Source organism: Methanosphaerula subterraneus (assembly GCF_052055875.1).
In the GTDB taxonomy this organism is placed as follows: domain Archaea; phylum Halobacteriota; class Methanomicrobia; order Methanomicrobiales; family Methanospirillaceae; genus Methanosphaerula; species Methanosphaerula subterraneus.
Genome location: NZ_CP170508.1, coordinates 253,495 through 275,648, shown reverse-complemented (window position 1 = coordinate 275,648; position 22,154 = coordinate 253,495). Strand labels below are relative to the sequence as shown.

Genomic DNA, 22,154 nt, shown 5'->3' with positions numbered 1-22,154 from the left:
AGTATGGCGATCCATCCGATTGAGTTCAGGTACGGGACAGCAGCGATGCGCGAGATCTGGGGCGAGGAGCACAGATTCAGATGTATCGTTGCCGCAGAGGTCGGGCTTGCAAAGGCCGAGGCTGCCTGCGGAATGATCCCAGAAGAGGCGGCCGAATCGATCGAGTTAAATGCGGCAACGGCAAGCCTGGAGCGAGCCAAGGAGATTGAGGCTGAGATCAGCCATGACATGATGGCGATTGTAAAAGCCCTGGCTGAGGTATGTGGCGAAGCAGGGGCATGGGTCCATTTTGGGGCCACCTCCAATGATATGCTCGACACAGCGACTGGCCTCCAGGTTAAGGCGAGCCTGAAACTGATCGATGAAGGACTCAGGGGACTCCTCTCTGTTCTGTTGAAACGGGCAGAGGAGACCAGGACACTGGTCTGCGCAGGCAGGACACACGGGCAGATCGGTGTACCGACCACATACGGCCTCAGGTTTGCAATATGGTCAAGTGAAGTCGGGCGTCATATCGAACGGCTGCAGCAACTCCGGCCTCGGGTCGAAGTGGGGCAGTTGACCGGCGCGGTAGGAACCCAGGCAGCAATCGGACCGAAAGGGATCGAGGTGATGGAGAAGATGATGGCCTATCTCGACCTCGGGGCAGTCGACGTCTCCAACCAGGTGATCTCACGCGATCGGTATGCCGAGTATTTCCTGTTCCTGGCGAATGTCGCGACGACCCTCGACAAGATAGGGATCGAGATCAGATCCTTACAGCGGACTGAGATCGCAGAGGTCGAGGAGGCCTTCGGGAAGAACCAGGTTGGGTCGAGCACCATGCCGCATAAGCGAAACCCGATCAAAAGTGAACAGGTCTGCGGACTGGCCAGGGTTGTACGGGCAGCGGTCGAGCCGGCCCTCGGAAACAACACACTCTGGGACGAACGAGACCTGACCAACTCCTCGTGTGAGCGGGTGATCTTCCCTGAGGCATCGGTACTGGCAGATCACATCATCCATCTCATGACCAGAGTTCTTGAAGGCCTGAAGATCAACAAAGACCAGATACGACGGAACCTGGACCTGCTCCATGGAGTGAACATGGCAGAGGCCGTCATGATCACCCTGACCGAACGCGGGATGGACCGACAGGTAGCCCACGAACTGATGCGCGAGGCGTCGATGCAGGCCAGGGCTGAGCAGCGGCACCTGGCCGAGGTGCTGAAAGAGAAGGCAGAAGTCTCGGCACTTGTCAAACCTGATGAGGTGGTGGCGCTGCTGAACCCTGACAATTACATTGGAACCTCGGTGGAGCAGGTCGACAGGGTGGTCAAAAAGCTCTCGTTGCTCTGCTGAAAAGATCACCCCACCCTTTCAACTGATCGAACAATGATCGTTCTGATGAGTTATTCGAACAAATTACGAAAGAGTGATTCTGGAATACCCAAGTTTTATTTAATTAGATCAAGAATACTTGTATGAGGGACTAGTATGCACATAATGGAAGGGTTTCTTCCGCTTCAATGGTGTCTGTTCTGGTTTGCAGTCTCTGCGCCATTCATAGCGAATGGGATCTACCAGCTCAACCGTCTTGTAAGAGAGAACAGGAACGCCCTCCCATTGCTTGCAGTCTGCGGCGCCTTCATCTTCGTCCTCTCGTCGCTGAAGATGCCGTCGGTCAATGGGAGCTGCTCTCACCCGACAGGGACTGGACTCAGTGCGATCATGTTCGGCCCGTTCATCACCTCGATACTGAGCATCATCGTGTTGACCTACCAGGCCCTCTTCCTTGCACACGGCGGGCTCACAACACTCGGCGCAAACGTCTTTTCGATGGGGATCTGCGGACCTCTCCTGGGCTACTGGGTCTACCGGGGAGGAAAGGCGATCAATCTGAATACGATCGTGAACGTCTTCCTGGCATCGGCCCTGGCAGATATCTTCACCTACGTGATCACGTCAGTTCAGCTCTCACTCGCATTCCCGGCAGCAGCCGGCGGGTATATGACCTCATTCTTCATGTTCTCCGGGATCTTTGCGTTGACCCAGGTGCCACTCGCCATCATCGAAGGAATCTTCCTTGCGCTCACCTTCAAATACATCAACCAGGTGAGGCCGGATATCCTCATAACCCTCGGCGTCATCAGCCCCGCGCAGTCAGATAAAATGAAGGAGGCGTTCTCATGAAGTACTCCCTTGAAATCATCGCCGTCCTGGCTGTTGTTGTCTTCGCCGGAATCTTCGTGGTGGTGAACACCCAGATCGCAGGCACCCTTCCGCCCGGCCAGGAGGCCTGGGGCGGCACTGATGACAGTGCGAGCAGGGTCATCGAATCGACAGGGTATACACCCTGGTTCAGTTCGATCTATACACCGCCGAGCGGCGAGATCGAGACACTCTTCTTCTGCCTGCAGGCAGCCGCAGGAGCACTGGTGATCGGATACTTCTTCGGCTATTACCGCGGCAGACAGGCGCGTTCGGATGTTGAACAGACAAAAAAACAATCGTGAATAATGAAAAGAACCGGCCGGGCGGAGAGCCGGAACAGGGTTTCGAACCATGATGGAGCACCTCCTCGATGAATACACCCAGTGCAATGCACTGAGTGAACAGGATGCCCGGCTTAAGCTGGGCCTCGGTATCGGGGCGATCCTCATCTGTACCGCATCAACAACCCTCGTCACACCGTTCTTCATCGCGATAAGCATGGCCGTGATCACAGTGGGTATCGCAAAGATTCCATTACGACTGTATCTCGCCCTGCTCACCATCCCGATCTCGTTCTCACTCACCAGTGGGATCGTCGTCCTCTTCACCAGCGGCGGCGGGGCAGCGCTCATCTCACTTCCAATCCTTGGAATCACCCTGACCGTGACCACGGCATCCGCAAACCTTGCCCTTCTGCTGATTGCAAGGACCTTTGGCGGCATGTGCGCCCTTTACTTCATCGCCCTGACGACCCCGATCACTGAGATATTTTCCATCATGCATTCTCTCCGTCTGCCGAGCAGTCTGATCGATCTCTCAATGCTGATCTATCACTTCATCTTTGTATTGATCGGTGAAGCGATCTCGATCCATACGGCACAGGTGCTGAGGCATGGGTACGATACCTTCTGGAACAAACTCCAGTCACTCGGCATGCTTGCTGCGATGCTCTTTATTCGAGCCTGGCAGCAGGGGGAGGATCTGCTGACCGTGATGGACGCCCGCTGTTATGACGGCAGACTGGACCTCGGGGGGGAATATGTAAGACCAGGGGTTCCGGCCGTCGCTTCGGTTCTTATCTACCTGTCGATCTGCATCATAGTTGCATATCTCACCACATCGGTGACGATTTTTTAGAGGTAACCATTCATGTCCACCATCCTAGAATTCAGAGATGTTCATTACGCATACCCAAACTGTCAGGAGTCCCTGAAAGGAGTAAACTTCACCATATCTGAGGGGGCGAAAGTGGCTCTCGTCGGCCCGAACGGGGCGGGAAAGACGACCCTCATCCTATCATGCAACGGGATTCTGAAACCCACCAGTGGGGAGGTGCTCTTTCACAACAGACCACTCGAGTACAATCAATCAAATCTTCGGGACTTGAGGAAGAAGATCGGTCTTGTCTTTCAGAACTCGGATGCCCAGCTCTTCGCGCCGACCGTCTACCAGGACGTCGCCTTCGGTCCGGTGAATCTCGGTATCGCAAAGGATCGGGTCAGGGCGCTGGTCCAGAAGGGGCTCTCTGCGGTGGGACTGATCGGGTATGAACGGCGCCCTCCGCACCTGTTGAGCGGCGGAGAGAAGAAGAAGGCCGCCATCGCCGGCGTTCTGGTCATGGAACCTGATGTCCTGATCTTCGACGAGCCGACCAGTTCCCTGGATCCTGCCGGGGCCGCCGATCTGATGGAACTGCTCGATGAGTTGAATGTGCAGGGAAAGACGATCATCATCTCGACCCACGACATCGAGCTTGCATACCAGTGGGCCGACGATATCATCCTGATGAACAGCGGGCTTGTGATCCACCAGGGACCTCCAGAAAAGGTCTTTATGGACCCTGCCCTGATCGCTGCTACGAACCTGCGAACCCCTGCAGTCCTCGAGACCTATACTGAACTGGTCGCACGAAAGATCCTGTCGGGGCCGAAGGCCCCCCGCTCGGTCCTTCATCTTGTGAACTACCTGGAACAGGGGCTCAATCGGCAGCGAGACGCCAAAGAATATGGCACCATCTCGGTATGCAATGTCGACACCGTGCCGGCAGAAACGATCCATCGCTGGGTAAAGAACCATCCAGATCACAGAATGGGTGCGATGGGGACCCGGGCGAAGCACCTGGCGGCAGAGGAAGAGATCGTCCTCGATTACACTTATGATGTGATCGACAAGTGCATTCTGCGGGCGCTCATTGGAGAGTCGTCCCTGATCCTGACGAGTACGGGGATGGTCCCGAGGGTCGAACGGCGGGTGCTTGCCTTTGACGAGGAGAGCGGGATACGGATAGCTGTGGACATGACAGCTCTGGAGGGATCACCATCGACATAGATCCAGTCCGAAAGACATTCGGCTGTTATCGAAAGTGACTCTCATCGCCCGCCCAATGATGAATCAGCATCTCCTCAACCTCTATCCCCGCAGCGAGGATGCTCCGGGGGAGCTCGTTCTGATCCATCAAAACCGATATATGCCAGGATATCTGTCGTTCCGCACCATCTGAGGTTAAAATGGGGTTTTGGCAGCGCAGTTCATCTGATTGATAGTCTACGAGAAGATCACGACAGAAACCAGAGACCCTATCCCGATCCGGTATCGGGACGAAGTGATCGATCCAGTTCCTCCCGATGATCTCCTTCTCTCTGTATCCAAGTAGTCTGCAACCACGTCTGTTGATCATCTGTACACAGAGATCTTTCCCAATCACCATCATCAGGGAACCGGCGACATCGAAGCATGTTTTCGTCCGATCCCGCTCCACGGTCAGCCCCTTTTCGACCTTTTTTCTGAGCGAACTATCACGACCGATCCCTTCTACGGCCGTACTCAGACCATCATCGCTTCTGATAAGGACTCCCGAAACCTCAAGCCACCCCCAACTCATATCGGGCCGTCGGATCCGGATCGTAAGAGGATCCTTAAACAATCCGGGATCCTCGATGAAGGAATGGAGCATCTGGAGATCCCGCTCATTCAGAAGGTGAGTTAGCAGCGTGGGGTGTGCATAGAAATGTTCAGGAGTATAGCCGGTCAACAGTTCGATAGAGGGACTGATAAAGTCGATGTTGATCGCAGGGATAAGGGTAATCCGAAAGATGATATCGCGAGTATTGTCGGTCATGAGGCGATACTTCTCCTCAGCCCTCTTCAGAGCCGTCTCATATCCCTTCCGTTCACTGATATCCCGGATAAAAAAACAGGCGTATTCCTTCCCACTAAAGGAGAGGTAATTGACCACCATTTCAACCGGAATCAAACAACTGTCGACTCTCTGGATCACCCATTCCAGTTTGAGAGCTCCCTCGTGGACCAGTTCTTTCCAGAATTTTTCCCAGTTCTCAAGTGAGGTTTGCTGAACATTTCTTTTGATATACGGCATCAGAGGTTCGCCGATGGTAAACCCGAGAGTCTCCATACCCTGCCTGTTTATCTGGGTGATTCTTCCCTGACGGTCAATCCAGAGGATCATCTCTGCTGCATTATCAACCCCAAACAGGGTAAGACAGAGCTGCTGCTCTACACTCTCACGGTTGCTGATCTCCTGGATCAATTTCTGGTTAATCTCACGAAATTCATCGATTCGCTTCCTCATATTCTCTTCAAAAAAGGAGTTGATATGTTCAAAACGTCCCATTATATTCATCTGCTCGGTAATATCGAGGCCTGTGCACAGGTACTCAAGCAGACCGCCTCCCTTTGAATAGACCGCCCTGTACTTCCAGAGCACCCACCTGACAAGGCCCTCTCCGGTCAGGAGACGATGTTTTATCGTCATCACGGGGCTTTGCGCAGTCAGAGCGAGGATCTTTCCGGAGGTTCTGATCCAGTCCTCATTCGGCACCAGCAGTTTAAACCGAAACCCCCTCAGGCTCTCATAACTGCGTCCACTCAGGCGACAGAAGGCCTTATTCACCTCGATGAGGGTGCGGTCCGGAGAAAGCCGACAATAGATCTCCATCATCTGATCGAGCAGTTTTCTCTCAAAATCAGAAGATCCGGCCATTAATAACCCTCTGCATTTCTTTTCGTGAAACCCCCGAACGGTCACTGCCGCCCCAGGCCGGCCATTGGAAAAGACAACCGGAAGCAGGCTCAACTGCAGTTCATACCAGGGGGAACCCCACCTCGGGACGATACTGATCGATCCCTCCTTTCCCCTGACCGCTGCAGTGGCAAGAGATAGGATCTGATCGCCCGCCTTGAGAGGATACACCAGATCACTGAACGGTAACCCGTTGATGGCACCCGGCACAGATTTCAGTTGATCGGAGAGCTGGTTATTGCAGTGAACGATTGTGAGTTCATGGCTCAGAAGAAGGAGACCATCTATGCACAGACGCTTAAGTGTTTCGGCAGGGTACCGAAACGATGGAAAATAGATCTTGGCATTTCCGAGTTTCCTGAGATCGACAGATCCCTGCATCAGCAGGATCTCCAGATATTTGGCAACCGAATTCCGGTTAGCACCGAGTACCTCCGCGATCTCCTGAATGGAGAGTCCCTGGGGATTCGTGTTGAGAATTGTCCTGATCTCAACAAGTTCTGGCTGAAAATGTTCCATATCTCCTCCATAAAGAGGTTACATAAAAATAAACCTTCAACTATGCTTGGCACTAGCGAGAATTTATCCCCCGGTTTCCCGGATCTATGCCTCAGCTCCACGTGATGCAAGGCAGAGGCGCTCTTGTCAGGCATTGCATCAGAGGAGGATTGGCGCAGGCTCGATGCATGATCTGACCATTTGATACAGAGAATGAGGGTAATATCTGCGCTGATAACGAGGCACAAGCATGGATCTTCAACAATGCACAAAAGAACTTGAACTGGCGAAAGAGAAGGCACAGCAGTTAGACCTGCTTTCAGCCGGACAGAAAAAAGCAGTCAATGATATTCTGAACGTCACCGAGAAGGCAAAGAGCGGTGATCTCTCGGCACGGATTGACCTTACTCTCTACAAAGGAGACCTCAAGGTGATGGTCGAAGGGATAAACAACCTCATCGACGTCTTCGCAGAGAAGAACACCTGGTACAAGTCGATCATCGATGCGGTACCGTTCCCGATTCATGTCATCGACCAGGATATGAACTGGGCGCTGATCAATACGTCCTTTGAGAAGTTGCTGGTCGAACAGAAATATGTGAAGGACCGTGAATCAGCCATCGGTATGCCCTGCTCCACAGCCAACGCCACGATCTGTAACACCGATTCATGCGGGATCCGACAGTTGCACAGGGGGATCAACGAGAGTTACTTCGACTGGTGCGGAGCGAGATGCAAACAGACCACGTCGTTCCTTCGTGACCAGAAAGGGACCAAGATCGGGTATGTCGAAGTGGTGCAGGACCTTACCTCCATCCTTGCAGTCAAGAACTTCACCAAGGCAGAGGTTGATCGGATGGCAGCGAACCTCTCCCTGCTCGCAGAGGGAAACCTCGACTTCGATCTGACGGTCGGGCCGGCAGATGAGTTCACCAAGGCCGAGCATGACGACTTCGTGAAGATGAACGAGAACATGCAGAAGGTGCGGCAGGCAGTCGGCGCACTGATCGAAGATGCAGCGATGCTGGCCACTGCAACCGTCGACGGGAAGCTCGCGACCAGGGCCGATGTAACCAGACACAAGGGGGAGTACAGAAAGGTCATCGAAGAGTTAAACCAGACCCTCGATTCCGTCGTCGCTCCGTTGAATGTGGCTATTGACTATTACGACAAGATTGGTAGGGGCGACATTCCCGAGAAGAGAACCAACAAGGTGAACGGCGACATCATCGGGATGCAGGTGAGCATAAACACGTGTATCGATAACATCAAAGCGCTCGTCGACGATGCAAATATACTCGCAGCTGGTGCTGTCGAAGGGAAGCTCGCGACCCGGGCTGACGCAACGAAACACCAGGGTGATTATCGAAAAGTTATCGAAGGGTTCAACCAGACACTCGATTCCATCGTCGCTCCGTTGAATGTGGCTATTGACTATTACGACAAGATTGGAAAGGGCGACATTCCCGAGAAGAGAACCAACAAGGTGAACGGCGACATCATCGGGATGCAGAGGAGCATAAATAACTGTGTCGACAGCATCAAAGCGCTCGTCGACGATGCAAATATGCTCGCAGATGGTGCTGTCGATGGGAAACTCGCCACCAGGGCCGACGTAACGAAACACCAGGGTGACTACCGGAAGATCATCGAAGGGGTCAACCGGACGCTCGATGCTGTCATCGAGCCGGTCAATGAGGCGATGCGGGTCGCGCACGAGTTCTCTCAGTACAACTATCAGGCCAGGATGGACAAAAACCTCAGGGTATCTGGAGATTTCATCAAATTCAGAGATGCACTGGACAATATTGGGATATCAGTTTCAGCGGCGATGGGAGACATCAGCAACCAGGTGACCGACCTTGCAGCATCGGCAGAGGAGGCGAATGCCAGTATCGAGGAGGTCGTCTCCGGAGCACAGCAGGTCGCTGATAGTGCCGGCAAGGTCAGTTCCAATGCCGAGAAAGGAAACCTCGGGCTGGAACAGGTACTCAAAGCGATGGAGGACTTCTCCGCCGCCGTCGAGGAGGTGACCGCCAACTCCGAGGCTGTGGCCACCCTCGCAAAAGGTGCGAACACCCTCTCCAAGGACGGGGCTGAACTCGCACGAAAGGCCGAAGAGGGGATGATCGGGATCACTCGCTCCACCACCGAAGTGGACCAGATCATCGGCGAGATCAAGGTTGAGATGCAGAAGATCGGCAAGATCGTCGGCCTGATCTCAGACCTGGCCAACCAGACCAACCTGCTCGCCCTGAACGCTGCCATCGAGGCGGCCCGGGCAGGCGATGCCGGCCGCGGGTTCGCCGTGGTCGCAGCTGAGGTGAAGTCCCTGGCTCAGGAGTCACGGACCTCTGCAGAGTCGATCGCCGAGATGATCGGGGGTCTCCAGCAGAAGTCAGAGAGGGCTGCTCAGGCTACCGCATCCGCCTCAAAGGAGGTCGGAGAGGGGTCGGCGGTCCTCTCCGAGACCCTGAATGTCTTCAACAGGATCGTTGGAGATATCGAAAAGATCACCCGTTCTGTCGAAGAGGTCGCAAGCGCCGCTGAAGAGCAGGCCGCTACCGTCGAGGAGATCACAGCCAGTATTCACGAGGTGAGCAGCCTGGTGGACGGAACGGCCAGTGATGCCGGAGATGCCGCCGCAGCCAGCGAGGAGTCCTCAGCTGCGATAGACGAAGTCGGCAAGATCATCGAGAATGTGAATGTTATCGTCGACACAGTCTCCAGTAACATAGGTAAATTCAGGGTCTGAATGGTGAGGTTTTTATGACAGAATCCATGCATGAGGATCAGCCAGAACTGGGAGAAGGGCCTACACGCGGTGGACTGCAGACCAGTATTGTAGAGAGCGTACAGGTGGTGGAATTTCTCCTCGGCAGAGAACATTTCGCCATCGACCTTTTCGATGTAAGGGAGGTGGTGGAGTACACCACCATCACAAAACTCCCCAACACACCCTCCTACATCAAGGGGATCATCGATCTCCGGGGGGAGATCACCACGATCATCGACTTGAAACAGCAGATGAACATCCCGGAAGAGACCGAAGTACAGGAGGAGGATTGCAGGGTCATCGTCCTCGACGATCGGATCACAAAGTCGAAGATTGGGATCATGGTCGATGATGTCTCCTCGGTGTCCACCTTCTCTCTGGCTCAGGTTGATCGGACTGCTATCGCAGAGACCAGTGCAGACACCCATATTCTCGGAATCATCAAGAAACAGACCCGGATAAAGGAGAGGGACATCACTGAACTGATCATCTGGATTGATATCCGGCATCTGCTCGAGACCATCAACCATACGGTCTGATCCATGGGATCCCTTCCCGGATTTTTTTCTAAGGAGCACTGGGAAGAGATGGAAAAGGCTGTCCCTGGCGCCTCAAAGGCACAAAAACCCCTCAGGCATGACTCAAAGGTGCCCATACGGGTCCTCTATATCGATGATGAACCGGACCTTCTCGAGATCGGAAAACTGTTTTTGGAGAGGACGGGAACCTTTGCGGTGACGGTCCTTTCGTCTGCTGAGGAGGGGCTCAGCACCCTGACAGGTCAATCATTCGATGCGATCATCTCCGATTATCAGATGCCTGAAATGGACGGCATCACTTTTCTCAAGGAGTTACGGCATCAGGGCAACCAGACCCCATTCATCCTCTTCACCGGTCGGGGAAGGGAGGAGATCGCCATCGAGGCCTATGAACAGGGCGCAGACCACTATGTCCAGAAAGGAGGCGGCCCCAGCGCGCAGTTTGTCGAACTGGCTCACAAGATCAGACGCAGCGTCGAGAAGCATAAGATCGAGGAGAAGAACAGGACCTTGACCAGACGCCTCGACTTTATAAGTCGGATCAACAAGGTGATAACTCAGAATCGGAATCGGGATGAACTGCTGGCAAAGATCTGCAGCCTTGTAATCCAGTACGGAACCTTTGAACTTTCCTGGACCGGGTTCATCGATCCAGAACAGAGTATGGTGGTACCTTATATCGCCTGCAGCAGGGAAGGGCAGCTTCTGGATATCCCGGGGATCTCCCTCTCGGATCCAGAAGAACAAGGTGGAGACGACCCCTGTGGTGACGCACTGATCAGAGGATTCTCCTATACATGTAATGATCTCAGCCATCTGAAGGAGAGCCCGAAATGGAGAGGGTGGGCAGAGAAGAACGGCTACCGTTCCCTCTGTTCAGTGCCGCTCCGGCTCTATAGCGAACTGATCGGTGCATTCATGCTCTTATCAAAAGAGTGCAGGGCCTTTGATCGGGACCAGATTGAGATGCTCACCGAGATGGGAGACGATATCTCGTTTGCGCTCAGTACGGTCGAGGGGGAGGCACGTCGTCAAAGTGCAGAGGATTCAAGCACCGCGAGCAGAACGCAAGTTCAGCCCCCGGATCACGATCAATTGCTCGATTTGATCGATCATTCTGCAGATGGAATTCTTCTGACCGATGAAGAAGGAATGATACTCATCTGGAATCAGAGAATGGAAGAGCTCACCGGGATTTTAAAGGTCCAGGGACTGGGAATTCCTCTTGGAGCAATCGTCGCGTTACTCTGTGAAGATTCCGACCCACAAGAATGCCAGCAGATCGAGCAGATGCTCAGGACAGGCCTCACACCATTTTCAAAGGAACCTCGCATAAGGAGACTGATAACTCCTGCAGGAGAATATACGGAGATTGAAGCGATCAGATCGGTTCTTTCGACAGGCTGCGGATTCCGAATAATGATCATCATCCGTGAAATTTCCAGACAGTCATCGAATGAATCAATCAAAAACTCCACAGAATCTGAATGTAGGATGCTGATTGAGGATCTTCCGGAGGTGATCTACACCGTGAATGAACACGGTGTTATCACTGGTATCAGCCCCGCGATCGAACGGCTTTCTTTATTTTCCGCTCAGGAACTGATCGGGCGGGACTTCTGCGAGCTGGCCCTGCCCAGGGACAGGGCGGCTCTGAAGATTACGATAACGGCATCGCTGCGAAGTGATGACTCACCGCATCTGGTCTTTAGGACTCTGGACAGAGATGGAACCCTCCATCATCTCTGGGGTTCGCACCACCTCAAAAACAGACCGGGAGATAAGAGCGGGCTGATTGGAGTTCTTTTTGAAAAAGCCTACGCCGGCGATAATAGGTTTTGATGAGGAACAGTTCTCAAAAGTCATTCATCAATCCCTCTTCGATCAGATCACCACCCAGAACTGCTACACCAGACTGCTCATCGAAGGAGCCCCTGGAGCGGATCTCAGAAGCAGGTACCAGGAGAGAATCAGGTCAATCTCAAATGAACTCAAGGATCTGATCAATTACATCATGGAAAACCACTGTAATCATCAACAATCCAACAAGTGAGAGGTTTCTGATTCACCTGTTTGAGGTGTGGCCGAAAAAGATTAAGAGTTCTCCCGATCATTTTTCTACAATTCGACACATCAAATATTGTTCATCGATTGAGAAAAACCCGGTCAAGACAGGAGAACACAGCCCTTGACCGAGATACCTGAAATGTCAGGAATGAGTTGGAGACAGAACCAGTACTATAAACCTGTCTCCGTCAAGATCTAAGATACGGTTTCATAAGACGGGAACTGCGGAGATAAGGAGCAGACATGGAACGATCGCAGGTAAAATGGATCTGGATCTCAATCGCATTCAGTTTACTGGTGCTGGTCGGGGTTCTGATCACCACCTACGATAAGAATACCCTCGACTACCTGCTTCACTTCAATCCATACTATCTGTTACTCGCGATCGCCCTCCGGACCGGTTCGCTGGTATTCTGGGCCTTACGAATTCAGAAGATGGCAGAGTCGCTCGGCTATAAGATTCCATTTCTCTACTCGTTCAACCTGGTGATGGCCAACCTGCTCGCTGGTGCGATCACACCCGGGCAGGCCGGCGGAGAACCGGTCAGGGTCCACGAACTCTACCGGGCTGACGTGAAAGTTGGCGACGCCACTGCAATTGTGATCATGGAGCGGGTGCTCGATGGTGTCGTGCTGACCCTGATGGGGATCCTCGCTATGCTGACGCTCGGTGGGATCTGGCAGTCCCTCTCGATCGAGGTGATCGTCGCGATGATGGTCGCCTGGACTTTCATGATCGGGTTGGTGATCCTGCTGATCTTCGCTGCTCGAAAGCCTGAACGGGCGAAGGGACTGATACTGAGAGTGCTATCGTGGGCACAGCGCAAATCTTCGGGAGAACGGCTGAAGAGGTCGATTGCATTTGCCAACCAGGAGATCGACAACTTCTTTACCGCACTCAACTACTTCACCAGCAGGGGCCGGCGCGGACTCTTCTATGGAACCGTCTTCACCACCCTCTTCTGGGCATCGGAGTTCTTTGTCGCATCACTGCTGCTGGTCGCGCTCGGGCAACCCCCGTTCATCGCCGAGTCGTTTCTGTTTCAGTTGATCATCGCCGTCGTGATGATGGTCCCGCTGACCCCGGGGTCATCCGGAATTGCTGAACTCTCGGCGACATCCCTGTATGTGCTGATCATACCGTCGTCGATTGTCGGTGTCTTCGTGCTGCTCTGGAGGGCTCTGCTCTTCTATTTCAACATCGTCGTCGGGCTGGGAGCCAGTCTGATCATTGTTCGGCGTGAGATGAAGAGGACCGAATCGCGTAAAGACAGAACACCCCTCGAGGAACAGGCCAAATAGTTCCAACTGCGTCTTTGGACTCACCATAAAGCGCTATCTATTTTTATTCCGCAACCAATATCTGTTGTCTCACAGAGTATCGTTACATGATTTGTAGCAGATGCCCTATCCAAAGAAAAGGAGTGGGAATTTAATCGAGAGGTTACTATGTATATCCAGTTGATTATTACCGCTGCAGCCGGGCTGATTGCGCTGGCTTTCGCAGCATTATTCGCATTTGAGGTGATGAAAGCCGATACGGGAACTGCAGGGATGCAGTCCGTGGCGGCGGCAATTAAAGAGGGTGCGATCGCCTTCATCAAGAGGCAGTACTCGACGATCGCAGTACTGGCCCTATTGGTCGGAGCGTTGATCTTTGCGGTCTTCACCTTCACCGGAAATACCGCTCTTGCCTGGCACACGGCTGTTGCATTTCTGTTCGGAGCATTCTGCAGTGGTCTCGCAGGGATCATCGGCATGTGGGTATCAGTCCATGCCAACCTCCGTTCTGCCGCTGCGGCACGTTCAAGTCTTGGGAAGGCTGTTAAGGTAGCACTCCGCGGTGGAGCGGTCTCAGGTCTGACGATCGTATCGCTTTCACTCCTCGGTGTCGCAATCATCTTCACACTGCTCGGAGCAAACCCGCAGGAGACCCCCTTCGTCATCGTCGGGTTCGGGTTCGGGGCCTCATTCATTGCGCTCTTCGCCCAGCTCGGTGGTGGGATCTACACCAAGGCAGCAGATGTCGGCGCTGACCTGGTCGGTAAGGTAGAGGCAGGTATCCCTGAAGACGACCCCCGCAACCCGGCCGTCATCGCAGATCTCGTCGGGGATAACGTTGGGGACTGTGCCGGCCGTGGTGCAGACCTGTTCGAGTCTACCGTCGCAGAGAACATCGGGGCCATGATCCTCGGTGTCGCGCTCTTCCCGGTCTTCGGGGTGAACGGCGTCCTCTTCCCACTGGTCGCAGGCTCGTTCGGGCTGCTGGCAACGATCATCGGGATCCTCTCAGTCACGGAGAAGGACGGCAACAATCCAGATCCGATGCGTGGACTCAACAAGGGGTATTATGTGACTGCGTTCATCTCCATGATCCTCTTCTATGTGGCGGTCATGTGGTTCCTTGGGAATATCTGGTTCTTCTATGCTGGTCTTGTCGGCGTCGGACTTTCGCTGGTCTTCGTCTATATCACCCAGTATTACACAGACTCCAAATACAGACCAGTCAAGAGTATCGCAAAAGCTTCAGTGACCGGAGCAGCGACTAACATCATTACCGGCCTCTCTGTTGCATTTGAGACCACCGGGGTCTCTGCAATTGCAATCAGCATCGCCCTGCTCCTCTCCTTCAAACTAGGAGAGATGAGCGGTGTTACAAACGGCGGACTGTATGGCACTGCAATGGCCACGATGGGGATGCTCGCACCCTGCGCATATATCCTCGCAATGGACACCTTCGGACCAATCGTCGACAATGCCGGTGGCATCGTCGAGATGAGCGGCCAGGACGAGGAGACAAACAGGCGGATCGCAATCCTCGACTCGGCAGGAAACACCACCAAGGCTCTGACCAAGGGGTATGCAGTCGGCAGTGCAGCTCTCTCTGCGTTCCTGCTCTTCAATGCATATATGACCGATGTCTCAAAGCTGACAGGAAAGGCTTTCGAGGTCGTCAACCTTGCGCAGATCCCGGTCTTCGTCGGTGCCCTGCTCGGTGCAATGCTCGTCTTCCTCTTCACATCGCTCGCAATCCGGGCAGTCGGAGAGACAGCCCAGTATATCATCACTGAAGTTCGAGAACAGTTCAAGAACCCGGGGATCCTGAAAGGGACCGTCAAGCCAGACTACGCCCGGTGTGTCGACATCACAACCAAGGGTGCCCTCAAAAACATGGTCCTGCCAGGTGCACTCGCGGTTCTCTTCCCTATCATTGTTGGATACCTGCTCAAGTTTGAAGCGATGGCCGCCTTCCTGATGGTCTCAACCATCGTCGGGCTGCTCCTCGCACTGGTACTCAACAACGGTGGTGGCGCATGGGACAATGTCAAGAAGTTCATCGAGAGCGGTGAATATGGTGGCAAAGGAAGTGAGGCTCATAAGGCCGCAGTTGTCGGTGACACCGTCGGTGACCCATTCAAGGACACCGCAGGCCCATCACTCCACGTACTGGTAAAACTGCTCGCGACGATCACCCTGGTCTTTGCCGCACTCTACATCTAAACCAACAATTCTTTTTTTTCGTTTCTTTCAGAACCCGACCGGGACCCGATAGGGACCCGACAGGGATTCCCCTGGGACAAAGATATTTACCATAGGATAACCTGTTGGGGATTCAGAGGAACCGATCATGGAAGAGCAGAGAATCTCCTATCATGACTCTGTCAGGACCGTCTACAAACGGCTGAAAGAGGAGGGCATGTCAAATGTCTGGGACCGTTATGAAGCGCAGGGGCTCGGAAACCCGGATACCCGGTGTAAGTTCTGTACTGAAGGCGCCCGCTGCGACTTCTGCTCGAACGGGCCATGCAGGGGTGATGCATCAACAGATAAACGTGGGGTGTGCGGGATCAATGTGGACGGAATGGCAATGCGGATGATGCTGCTCCGGAACCTGATGGGCGCAACCAACTACCATTACCATGCCCATACTACGGTCAGGACGCTCAGAGAGACTGCAGAAGGGAAGACCCCGTATTCGATCACATCACCAGAGAAGTTGCGCACCTTTGCAGCGAGACTCGGGTTGGACGTGTCAGGCACAGATCAGGAGGTCGCTCTCAGGCTCTGCGACTTTGTCGAGAAGGACTTCCAGCGCTCCAACGAGGAGGAGAGTCAGATCGTGGAGAAACTTGCGCCGGAAGAGCGGAAAGCGGTCTGGCGAAGACTCGGGATCTTCCCGGGCGGGATTTATGGTGAGACGATCCTCGAGACCGCGTCATGCCTGACCAATGTGGACGGGTATTATGTTAGCCTGGCATTAAAGGCGATGCGAATCTCAATAGCGATGGCCTACCAGAGTCAGATCGTACTCGAGTACATGCAGGATATGATGTTCGGGATCCCACAACCGCACCCGATGCGGGTCGACCTCGGCGTCCTCGACGCCGACTATGTGAACGTCCTCCCGAACGGGCATGAACCGTTCGTCGGGTTTGCCCTGGCCAAACTCGCTTCGACCCCGGAGTGGCAGCAGAAGGCAAAGGCGGCCGGGGCGAAAGGGCTCCGGATCATCGCGAACATCGAGACCGGGCAGGAGATGATCCAGCGCCTCCCGATGGACGATGTCTTCTATGGGTTCACCGGGAACTGGATCTCACAGGAGGCCGTGCTTGCCACCGGGGCGGTGGACGTCTTTGTTGCAGATATGAACTGCTCCCTTCCCCTCGACCCGGTCTATGCTGAGAAGTACCACTTCAGGTTTGTCCCGGTCAGCGAGGTGCTCGCATTCGAAGGGGAGACGGACCGGATCAACTACATCCCCTCCAAGGTTGAGGCACAGGCCGCGATGCTCCTTGATATGGGGATCACCAACTTTAAGGAGAGGCATGGGAAGATCAGAGCGATCACCGGGCTCCCGATGCATGAGGCGATCGTCGGGTTCTCAACCGAGTCGATCCTTGCTGCTCTCGGCGGTTCGCTCGATCCGCTGCTGAACGCGATCAAGGATGGAACGATCAGAGGTGTGGTCGGACTCGTCTCCTGCACGACCCTCCGCGATCATGGACAGGATGTTCACAGCGTAGCGGTCGCAAAGGAACTGATCGCACGCGATATCCTGGTCCTCGCAATGGGGTGTGGAAACGCAGCGATGCAGGTCGCCGGCCTCTGTTCACCAGAAGCAAAGAAGTATGCAGGTACCGGACTCAACGGCCTCTGCACTGCCCTCGGTGTCCCCCCAGTTCTCAGTTATGGTACCTGCACCGATACAGGCCGGCTCTCTGACCTGCTGACTGCGATCTCGGAAGCACTGGGAGGTGTACCGGTCACCGATCTACCGGTGGCAGCAGCCGCGCCCGAGTATATGGAGCAGAAGGCGACGATCGACGCGATCTTTGCGCTGGCCTTCGGGCTGTACACCTATGTGAACCCGGTACCGACCGTTACCGGCGGTCCAAAACTTGTCAAACTTCTCACAGAGGAACTCCCGGACGTAACTGGCGGGGTGATGCACATCGAAAAAGATGCAGCAAAGGCAGCAGAGGGGATCCTTGCTCATATCGAGGGAAAACGAAAGAAACTCGGGATATGAATGGTCGCAAACCCCATGCCGGCAGGTCGAAATAATCACCTGTCATGGCACTTTTTTATGCATTTCGATCTCCTACTTCTTTGAAGATCCCGCATACGGACTTTAATACCATCATTTCCAATAATTATCGAAGAGATCGAAACCAAAAAAGGTGGAGATCGACAGAGGATAACACGATATGTCTGAAGAACAGGGCCATAGTGAGAAGGGTGTCGGCGGGATCATCAAGGCGATGGGGCTCGTCTTCGGGGATATCGGTACCAGTCCGATCTATACCCTCTCGGTGATCTTCCTGCTGACCAGGCCCACAGTTGAGAATGTACTGGGCATCGTTTCACTGATCATCTGGACCCTGATCCTGTTGATCACCGTCCAGTACGCCTGGCTTGCAATGAGCCTCGGGCGTAAGGGAGAGGGTGGGACGATCGTGCTCCGCGAGCTGTTGATCCCGCTGCTCAAGAAAAAGCGGTCCGCCGCCGTTGTAACCGTAATGGCTGTGGTTGGGATCTCACTCTTCATCGGCGACGGAGTGATCACTCCTGCGATCAGTATCCTGAGTGCTGTTGAAGGGCTGGTGCTGATCCCCGGGCTCGAAGCGATCGATCAGAACATCCTGATCCTGATTGCAGCCGTGATCGCCATTCTCCTCTTCTCCTTTCAGCGGCGCGGGACCGAACAGGTGGCCTGGACGTTTGGTCCGATCATGGTCGTCTGGTTTGCTGCTCTGGGCCTGACCGGCCTCGCCTCCATCATTCAGGTCCCATCCATCATATTTGCCATCAACCCGATGCTGGGCTGGCAGTTCCTGACCGGAAATGGAATATCAGGATTCTTAATCCTCTCGTCGGTGATCCTCTGTGTTACCGGAGGCGAAGCGCTCTTTGCCGACATGGGACACCTGGGGAGGGATCCCATCAGAAACGCATGGTATGTCATCTTCTTTCCCCTCGTACTCAGTTATCTGGGACAGGGAGCGTTTATCATTCAAAATCCTGAATCAAAGAATATCCTCTTTGACATGGTCTTTTCACAGTCAGGCCTGTTATACATTCCATTCCTGATCCTCAGCATCGCAGCCACCGTGATCGCATCACAGGCGATGATCAGCGGGATCTTCTCGATCGTCTATCAGGGAATCAATACCCACATTCTTCCGATCATGAAGATCGACTACACCTCAAGCGAGCTCCGATCACGGATCTATATCGACGTGATCAACTGGTCGCTGTTGATCTCGATCCTGTTTGTGATAGTCGGCTTCCGAGCCTCCTCAAACTTAGCGGCGGCTTACGGCCTGGCAGTTAATGGAACTATGTTGATCACAGGGTCCTTGATCACGAGCATCTTCTTCCATCGTGGATCGTACATGAAGTCGATGTTCGCCCTGTTCATAACCATGGTCGACTTTACCTTTCTGGTTGCGAACATCCACAAGATTCCAAGCGGTGCCTACTGGTCTCTGATCATTGCGATGGTCCCGTTTGCGATCATCATGATCTATATGCAGGGGCAGAAGAACCTGTACAGAGCCTTAAAACCAATCCCACTCCATGTGTTTCTGCGTCAGTACAATGAAGTCTACCACACCATGAATAAGATCAGCGGGACAGCCCTCTTCTTTGCCCGCGACTTCCACAACATTCCGCCATACATGGCGCTGACGATCTTCAAGAACAATATCATCTATCAGGATAACATCATCATCTCAATCGTGACCGGTGACTACCCGTTCGGGATCGAAGGGGGGTTCAAGAAGAACCTGGCCGATGGACTGCGGGTCTACGAAATCAGGATAGGCTATATTCAGGTCGTGGATGTGGTCAAACTCTTCAATGAGGCAGGAATCAATGAGAAGACGATATTCTATGGGATCGAAGATATCGTCCCGAGCAATCTGGTCTGGAAGATCTTTGCGATCATCAAGCGTCTGACCCCTTCATTCGTCCAGTTCTACAAGCTCCCTGCAGATAAGATCCATGGCGTGGTCACCAGGATCGAAATGTAAGGAGCCTGCCAGGATAGGAAGAGCATGGACGAAAGGCTCTAATTCTCCCAGTAGCGTATCATTGCAGAACATGGAATGGCAATGATCTGCACGGAGACACGTTATCCAGCCCTTGACCGGACGATCGAAGTCGATGAGATACGCCGCCGGATGTCGCAAACCGGATCATTGAGGAACACTGGTACCAGGGAGGCAAAGGGGTCGACGTTTCGAGAGCGATGACCCATCTCGGTACAGAGACATAGACCCCAGGATTCATCTGTGGATTTCGGAGAGACCAGCTCAAGACTGGATGGTCACCGCTGGGATCGGCTGCGACTTTACCTGGATCGCCAGTGAGATCCGGTTCAACCCGGTGATCCCTGGACAGATGATTGATAAGATGGGGACGATCATAGAGATCGTACAGGAACACGGTGGCAGGGCCCTCTTCGATGCGGATGGAGCAGCCCTGAAGGCCCGGGTCGAGGGTGGTGCTCGCCTCGCTCGACCCGGATGAGATCCTGCTGGTCTCATACAATCAGGCCCATCCTGCACTACCACCAAAGGTCGAGGTGAAGAACACCATCGAAGCCGGGGACTCGACAGTCGCAAAAATTACCGAAGAGCCCCAAACCCCCAAAAGTTGGAGATCGCCGGAGGATAACACCATATGTCTGAAGAGCAGGGTCACAGCGAGAAGGGTGTCAGTGGAATCATCAAAGCGATGGGACTCGTCTTTGGGGATATAGGTACAAGCCCGATCTATACCTTATCAGTGGTCTTCCTCCTGACCAGACCAACGGTTGAGAATGTGCTCGGGATCATCTCGCTGATAATCTGGACCCTGATCCTGTTGATAACCGTCCAGTATGCCTGGCTTGCAATGAGCCTCGGGCGTAAGGGAGAGGGTGGGACGATTGTGCTCCGCGAGCTGCTGATCCCCCTGATCAAGAAGGCACGTGCCATCACCATTGTCACAATGATGACCGTAATCGGGATCTCACTCTTCATCGGCGACGCTGTGATCACCCCTGCGATCAGCATCCTGAGTGCTGTCGAAGGGCTGGTTTTGATCCCCGGGCTCGAAACGATCGATCAGAACACACTGATCCTGATTGCGGCCGTGATCGCCATTCTCCTCTTCTCATTTCAGAAGCGCGGAACCGAAAAGGTGGCCTGGACGTTCGGACCGATCATGGTCATCTGGTTTTCGGCCCTGACTCTCACGGGTATCATCTCATTGATCAAGATCCCGTCCATTATATTTGCTATCAACCCGATACTGGGCTGGCATTTCCTGACAGGAAATGGAATATCCGGATTTTTAATCCTCTCGTCGGTGATCCTCTGTGCAACCGGAGGTGAGGCCCTCTACGCTGATATGGGGCATCTGGGCAGGGAACCAATCAGGAAAGCCTGGTATTTCATCTTCTTTGCCCTGATCTTGAATTACCTGGGGCAGGGAGCGTTCATCCTTCATAATCCCGGGGCAAAGAACATTCTCTTTGATATGGTCTTTGCACAATCCCATCTGCTCTACATCCCATTCCTGCTTCTCAGTATTGCGGCAACCGTGATCGCCTCACAGGCGATGATCAGCGGGATCTTCTCGATTGTCTATCAGGGGATCAGCACCCATATCCTTCCGATCATGAAGATCGACTACACCTCCAGCGAACTGAGATCACAGATCTATATCGATGTGATCAACTGGCTGCTGTTGTTCTCGATCCTGTTTGTGATGGCACTCTTCAGGGCTTCGTCAAACCTGGCAGCGGCGTACGGTCTCGCTGTTAACGGGACAATGATGTTGACAGGGATCATGATTTCAGCAATCTTTTTCCTGCGGGGGTCGTACCTGAAATCGACGATCGCCGGGTTTGTGACAATCGTCGATCTGGCATTTCTGGTTGCGAACATCCACAAGATTCCAAGCGGTGCCTACTGGTCTCTGATCATTGCGATGGTCCCGTTTACGATCATCATGATCTATATGCAGGGGCAGAAGAACCTGTACAGAGCCTTAAAACCAATCCCACTCCATGTGTTTCTGCGTCAGTACAATGAAGTCTACCACACCATGAATAAGATAAGCGGAACAGCCCTCTTCTTTGCCCGCGACTTCCACAACATTCCGCCATACATCGCAATGACGATCTTTAAGAACAATATCATCTACCAGGATAACATCATCATCTCAATCGTGACCGGTGATTACCCATTCGGGATCGAAGGGGGGTTCAAGAAGAACCTGGCCGATGGACTGCGGGTCTACGAAATCAGGATAGGCTATCTCCAGGTCGTGGATGTGGTCAAACTCTTCAATGAGGCAGGAATCAATGAGAAGACGATATTCTATGGGATCGAAGATATCGTCCCGAGCAACCTGGTCTGGAAGATCTTTGCGATCATCAAGCGTCTGACCCCTTCATTCGTCCAGTTCTACAAGCTCCCTGCAGACAAGATCCATGGCGTGGTCACCAGGATCGAAATGTAAGAGCCAGGATAAAATAGAAGATTGACGG

General features: G+C 53.6%; 17 protein-coding genes and 1 pseudogene. 16 read left to right on the top strand and 2 right to left on the bottom strand.

Features of this window, described 5'->3' with window-relative positions:
* Positions 1-3 precede the first annotated feature (3 nt).
* The 5 genes from purB to ACFKSJ_RS01225 all read left to right on the top strand — a co-directional run bounded on the left by purB (position 4) and on the right by ACFKSJ_RS01225 (position 4,521).
* Positions 4-1,341, top strand: a complete 1,338-nt coding sequence (purB, locus tag ACFKSJ_RS01245; RefSeq protein ID WP_440950463.1) for an adenylosuccinate lyase — start codon at positions 4-6, stop codon at positions 1,339-1,341.
* A 135-nt stretch (positions 1,342-1,476) separates the two neighbouring features.
* Positions 1,477-2,172 (top strand): energy-coupling factor ABC transporter permease, encoded by a 696-nt coding sequence (locus ACFKSJ_RS01240; RefSeq protein WP_440950462.1) that lies wholly within the window; start codon positions 1,477-1,479, stop codon positions 2,170-2,172.
* Positions 2,169-2,495: an energy-coupling factor ABC transporter substrate-binding protein gene (locus ACFKSJ_RS01235; protein WP_440950461.1), complete on the top strand. Its 327-nt coding sequence runs from the start codon at positions 2,169-2,171 to the stop codon at positions 2,493-2,495. Before ACFKSJ_RS01240 ends, ACFKSJ_RS01235 begins: the two co-directional genes overlap by 4 nt.
* Positions 2,496-2,544: 49 nt before the next feature.
* Positions 2,545-3,330, top strand: coding sequence for a cobalt ECF transporter T component CbiQ (cbiQ, locus tag ACFKSJ_RS01230; protein WP_440950460.1), 786 nt, complete (start codon positions 2,545-2,547; stop codon positions 3,328-3,330).
* Between the two features lie 12 nt (positions 3,331-3,342).
* A complete protein-coding gene (locus ACFKSJ_RS01225; RefSeq protein ID WP_440950459.1) occupies positions 3,343-4,521 on the top strand; it encodes an energy-coupling factor ABC transporter ATP-binding protein in 1,179 nt (392 codons plus the stop codon).
* A 25-nt stretch (positions 4,522-4,546) separates the two neighbouring features.
* Here the strand turns inward: ACFKSJ_RS01225 and ACFKSJ_RS01220 are convergent, their stop codons facing one another.
* Positions 4,547-6,751 (bottom strand): PAS domain S-box protein, encoded by a 2,205-nt coding sequence (locus ACFKSJ_RS01220; RefSeq protein WP_440950458.1) that lies wholly within the window; start codon positions 6,749-6,751, stop codon positions 4,547-4,549.
* A 229-nt stretch (positions 6,752-6,980) separates the two neighbouring features.
* On the opposite strand from ACFKSJ_RS01220, the gene ACFKSJ_RS01215 reads away from it, so the two are divergent.
* The 3 genes and pseudogenes from ACFKSJ_RS01215 to ACFKSJ_RS01205 all read left to right on the top strand — a co-directional run.
* Positions 6,981-9,485 (top strand): methyl-accepting chemotaxis protein, encoded by a 2,505-nt coding sequence (locus tag ACFKSJ_RS01215; protein WP_440950457.1) that lies wholly within the window; start codon positions 6,981-6,983, stop codon positions 9,483-9,485.
* Between the two features lie 14 nt (positions 9,486-9,499).
* On the top strand, positions 9,500-10,045 hold the full coding sequence (locus ACFKSJ_RS01210; protein WP_440950456.1) for a chemotaxis protein CheW: 546 nt from the start codon (positions 9,500-9,502) through the stop codon (positions 10,043-10,045).
* Between the two features lie 3 nt (positions 10,046-10,048).
* A pseudogene (locus tag ACFKSJ_RS01205) lies at positions 10,049-10,408 on the top strand (response regulator); the annotation flags it as partial.
* On the opposite strand, the gene ACFKSJ_RS01200 reads toward ACFKSJ_RS01205, so the two are convergent.
* Positions 10,358-10,504, bottom strand: a complete 147-nt coding sequence (locus tag ACFKSJ_RS01200) for a hypothetical protein (protein ID WP_440951436.1) — start codon at positions 10,502-10,504, stop codon at positions 10,358-10,360. The pseudogene ACFKSJ_RS01205 and the gene ACFKSJ_RS01200 sit on opposite strands and share 51 nt — an antisense overlap.
* Positions 10,505-10,555: 51 nt before the next feature.
* On the opposite strand from ACFKSJ_RS01200, the gene ACFKSJ_RS01195 reads away from it, so the two are divergent.
* From ACFKSJ_RS01195 to ACFKSJ_RS01160, 8 genes are all read left to right on the top strand, one after another.
* Entirely contained in the window at positions 10,556-11,887 is a 1,332-nt protein-coding gene (locus ACFKSJ_RS01195; protein WP_440951394.1) for a GAF domain-containing protein, read from the top strand.
* Positions 11,853-12,098, top strand: a complete 246-nt coding sequence (locus ACFKSJ_RS01190; RefSeq protein ID WP_440950455.1) for a hypothetical protein — start codon at positions 11,853-11,855, stop codon at positions 12,096-12,098. The genes ACFKSJ_RS01195 and ACFKSJ_RS01190 overlap by 35 nt, the downstream gene beginning before the upstream one ends.
* Positions 12,099-12,355: 257 nt before the next feature.
* Positions 12,356-13,414: a lysylphosphatidylglycerol synthase transmembrane domain-containing protein gene (locus ACFKSJ_RS01185; protein WP_440950454.1), complete on the top strand. Its 1,059-nt coding sequence runs from the start codon at positions 12,356-12,358 to the stop codon at positions 13,412-13,414.
* A 147-nt stretch (positions 13,415-13,561) separates the two neighbouring features.
* Positions 13,562-15,613, top strand: a complete 2,052-nt coding sequence (locus ACFKSJ_RS01180; RefSeq protein WP_440950453.1) for a sodium-translocating pyrophosphatase — start codon at positions 13,562-13,564, stop codon at positions 15,611-15,613.
* 127 nt (positions 15,614-15,740) lie between these two features.
* Complete coding sequence (gene cooS, locus ACFKSJ_RS01175; RefSeq protein WP_440950452.1) at positions 15,741-17,642, top strand: anaerobic carbon-monoxide dehydrogenase catalytic subunit; 1,902 nt, start codon at positions 15,741-15,743, stop codon at positions 17,640-17,642.
* Positions 17,643-17,820: 178 nt separating this feature from the next.
* Entirely contained in the window at positions 17,821-19,647 is a 1,827-nt protein-coding gene (locus tag ACFKSJ_RS01170; RefSeq protein WP_440950451.1) for a KUP/HAK/KT family potassium transporter, read from the top strand.
* Positions 19,648-19,939: 292 nt separating this feature from the next.
* Positions 19,940-20,146: a hypothetical protein gene (locus tag ACFKSJ_RS01165; RefSeq protein ID WP_440950450.1), complete on the top strand. Its 207-nt coding sequence runs from the start codon at positions 19,940-19,942 to the stop codon at positions 20,144-20,146.
* Positions 20,147-20,299: 153 nt separating this feature from the next.
* The gene (locus ACFKSJ_RS01160) at positions 20,300-22,126 is read left to right on the top strand and encodes a KUP/HAK/KT family potassium transporter (RefSeq protein WP_440950449.1); all 1,827 of its coding nucleotides are present in this window, start codon (positions 20,300-20,302) and stop codon (positions 22,124-22,126) included.
* Positions 22,127-22,154 lie beyond the last annotated feature (28 nt).

What these genes read in the sequence shown, in the direction of transcription:
- purB (WP_440950463.1), top strand. Translation starts at nt 4, where the DNA reads ATGGCGATCCATCCGATTGAGTTCAGGTACGGGACAGCAGCGATGCGC.
- ACFKSJ_RS01240 (WP_440950462.1), top strand. Translation starts at nt 1,477, where the DNA reads ATGCACATAATGGAAGGGTTTCTTCCGCTTCAATGGTGTCTGTTCTGG.
- ACFKSJ_RS01235 (WP_440950461.1), top strand. Translation starts at nt 2,169, where the DNA reads ATGAAGTACTCCCTTGAAATCATCGCCGTCCTGGCTGTTGTTGTCTTC.
- cbiQ (WP_440950460.1), top strand. Translation starts at nt 2,545, where the DNA reads ATGATGGAGCACCTCCTCGATGAATACACCCAGTGCAATGCACTGAGT.
- ACFKSJ_RS01225 (WP_440950459.1), top strand. Translation starts at nt 3,343, where the DNA reads ATGTCCACCATCCTAGAATTCAGAGATGTTCATTACGCATACCCAAAC.
- ACFKSJ_RS01220 (WP_440950458.1), bottom strand. Translation starts at nt 6,751, where the DNA reads ATGGAACATTTTCAGCCAGAACTTGTTGAGATCAGGACAATTCTCAAC.
- ACFKSJ_RS01215 (WP_440950457.1), top strand. Translation starts at nt 6,981, where the DNA reads ATGGATCTTCAACAATGCACAAAAGAACTTGAACTGGCGAAAGAGAAG.
- ACFKSJ_RS01210 (WP_440950456.1), top strand. Translation starts at nt 9,500, where the DNA reads ATGACAGAATCCATGCATGAGGATCAGCCAGAACTGGGAGAAGGGCCT.
- ACFKSJ_RS01185 (WP_440950454.1), top strand. Translation starts at nt 12,356, where the DNA reads ATGGAACGATCGCAGGTAAAATGGATCTGGATCTCAATCGCATTCAGT.
- ACFKSJ_RS01180 (WP_440950453.1), top strand. Translation starts at nt 13,562, where the DNA reads ATGTATATCCAGTTGATTATTACCGCTGCAGCCGGGCTGATTGCGCTG.
- cooS (WP_440950452.1), top strand. Translation starts at nt 15,741, where the DNA reads ATGGAAGAGCAGAGAATCTCCTATCATGACTCTGTCAGGACCGTCTAC.
- ACFKSJ_RS01170 (WP_440950451.1), top strand. Translation starts at nt 17,821, where the DNA reads ATGTCTGAAGAACAGGGCCATAGTGAGAAGGGTGTCGGCGGGATCATC.
- ACFKSJ_RS01165 (WP_440950450.1), top strand. Translation starts at nt 19,940, where the DNA reads ATGGTCACCGCTGGGATCGGCTGCGACTTTACCTGGATCGCCAGTGAG.
- ACFKSJ_RS01160 (WP_440950449.1), top strand. Translation starts at nt 20,300, where the DNA reads ATGTCTGAAGAGCAGGGTCACAGCGAGAAGGGTGTCAGTGGAATCATC.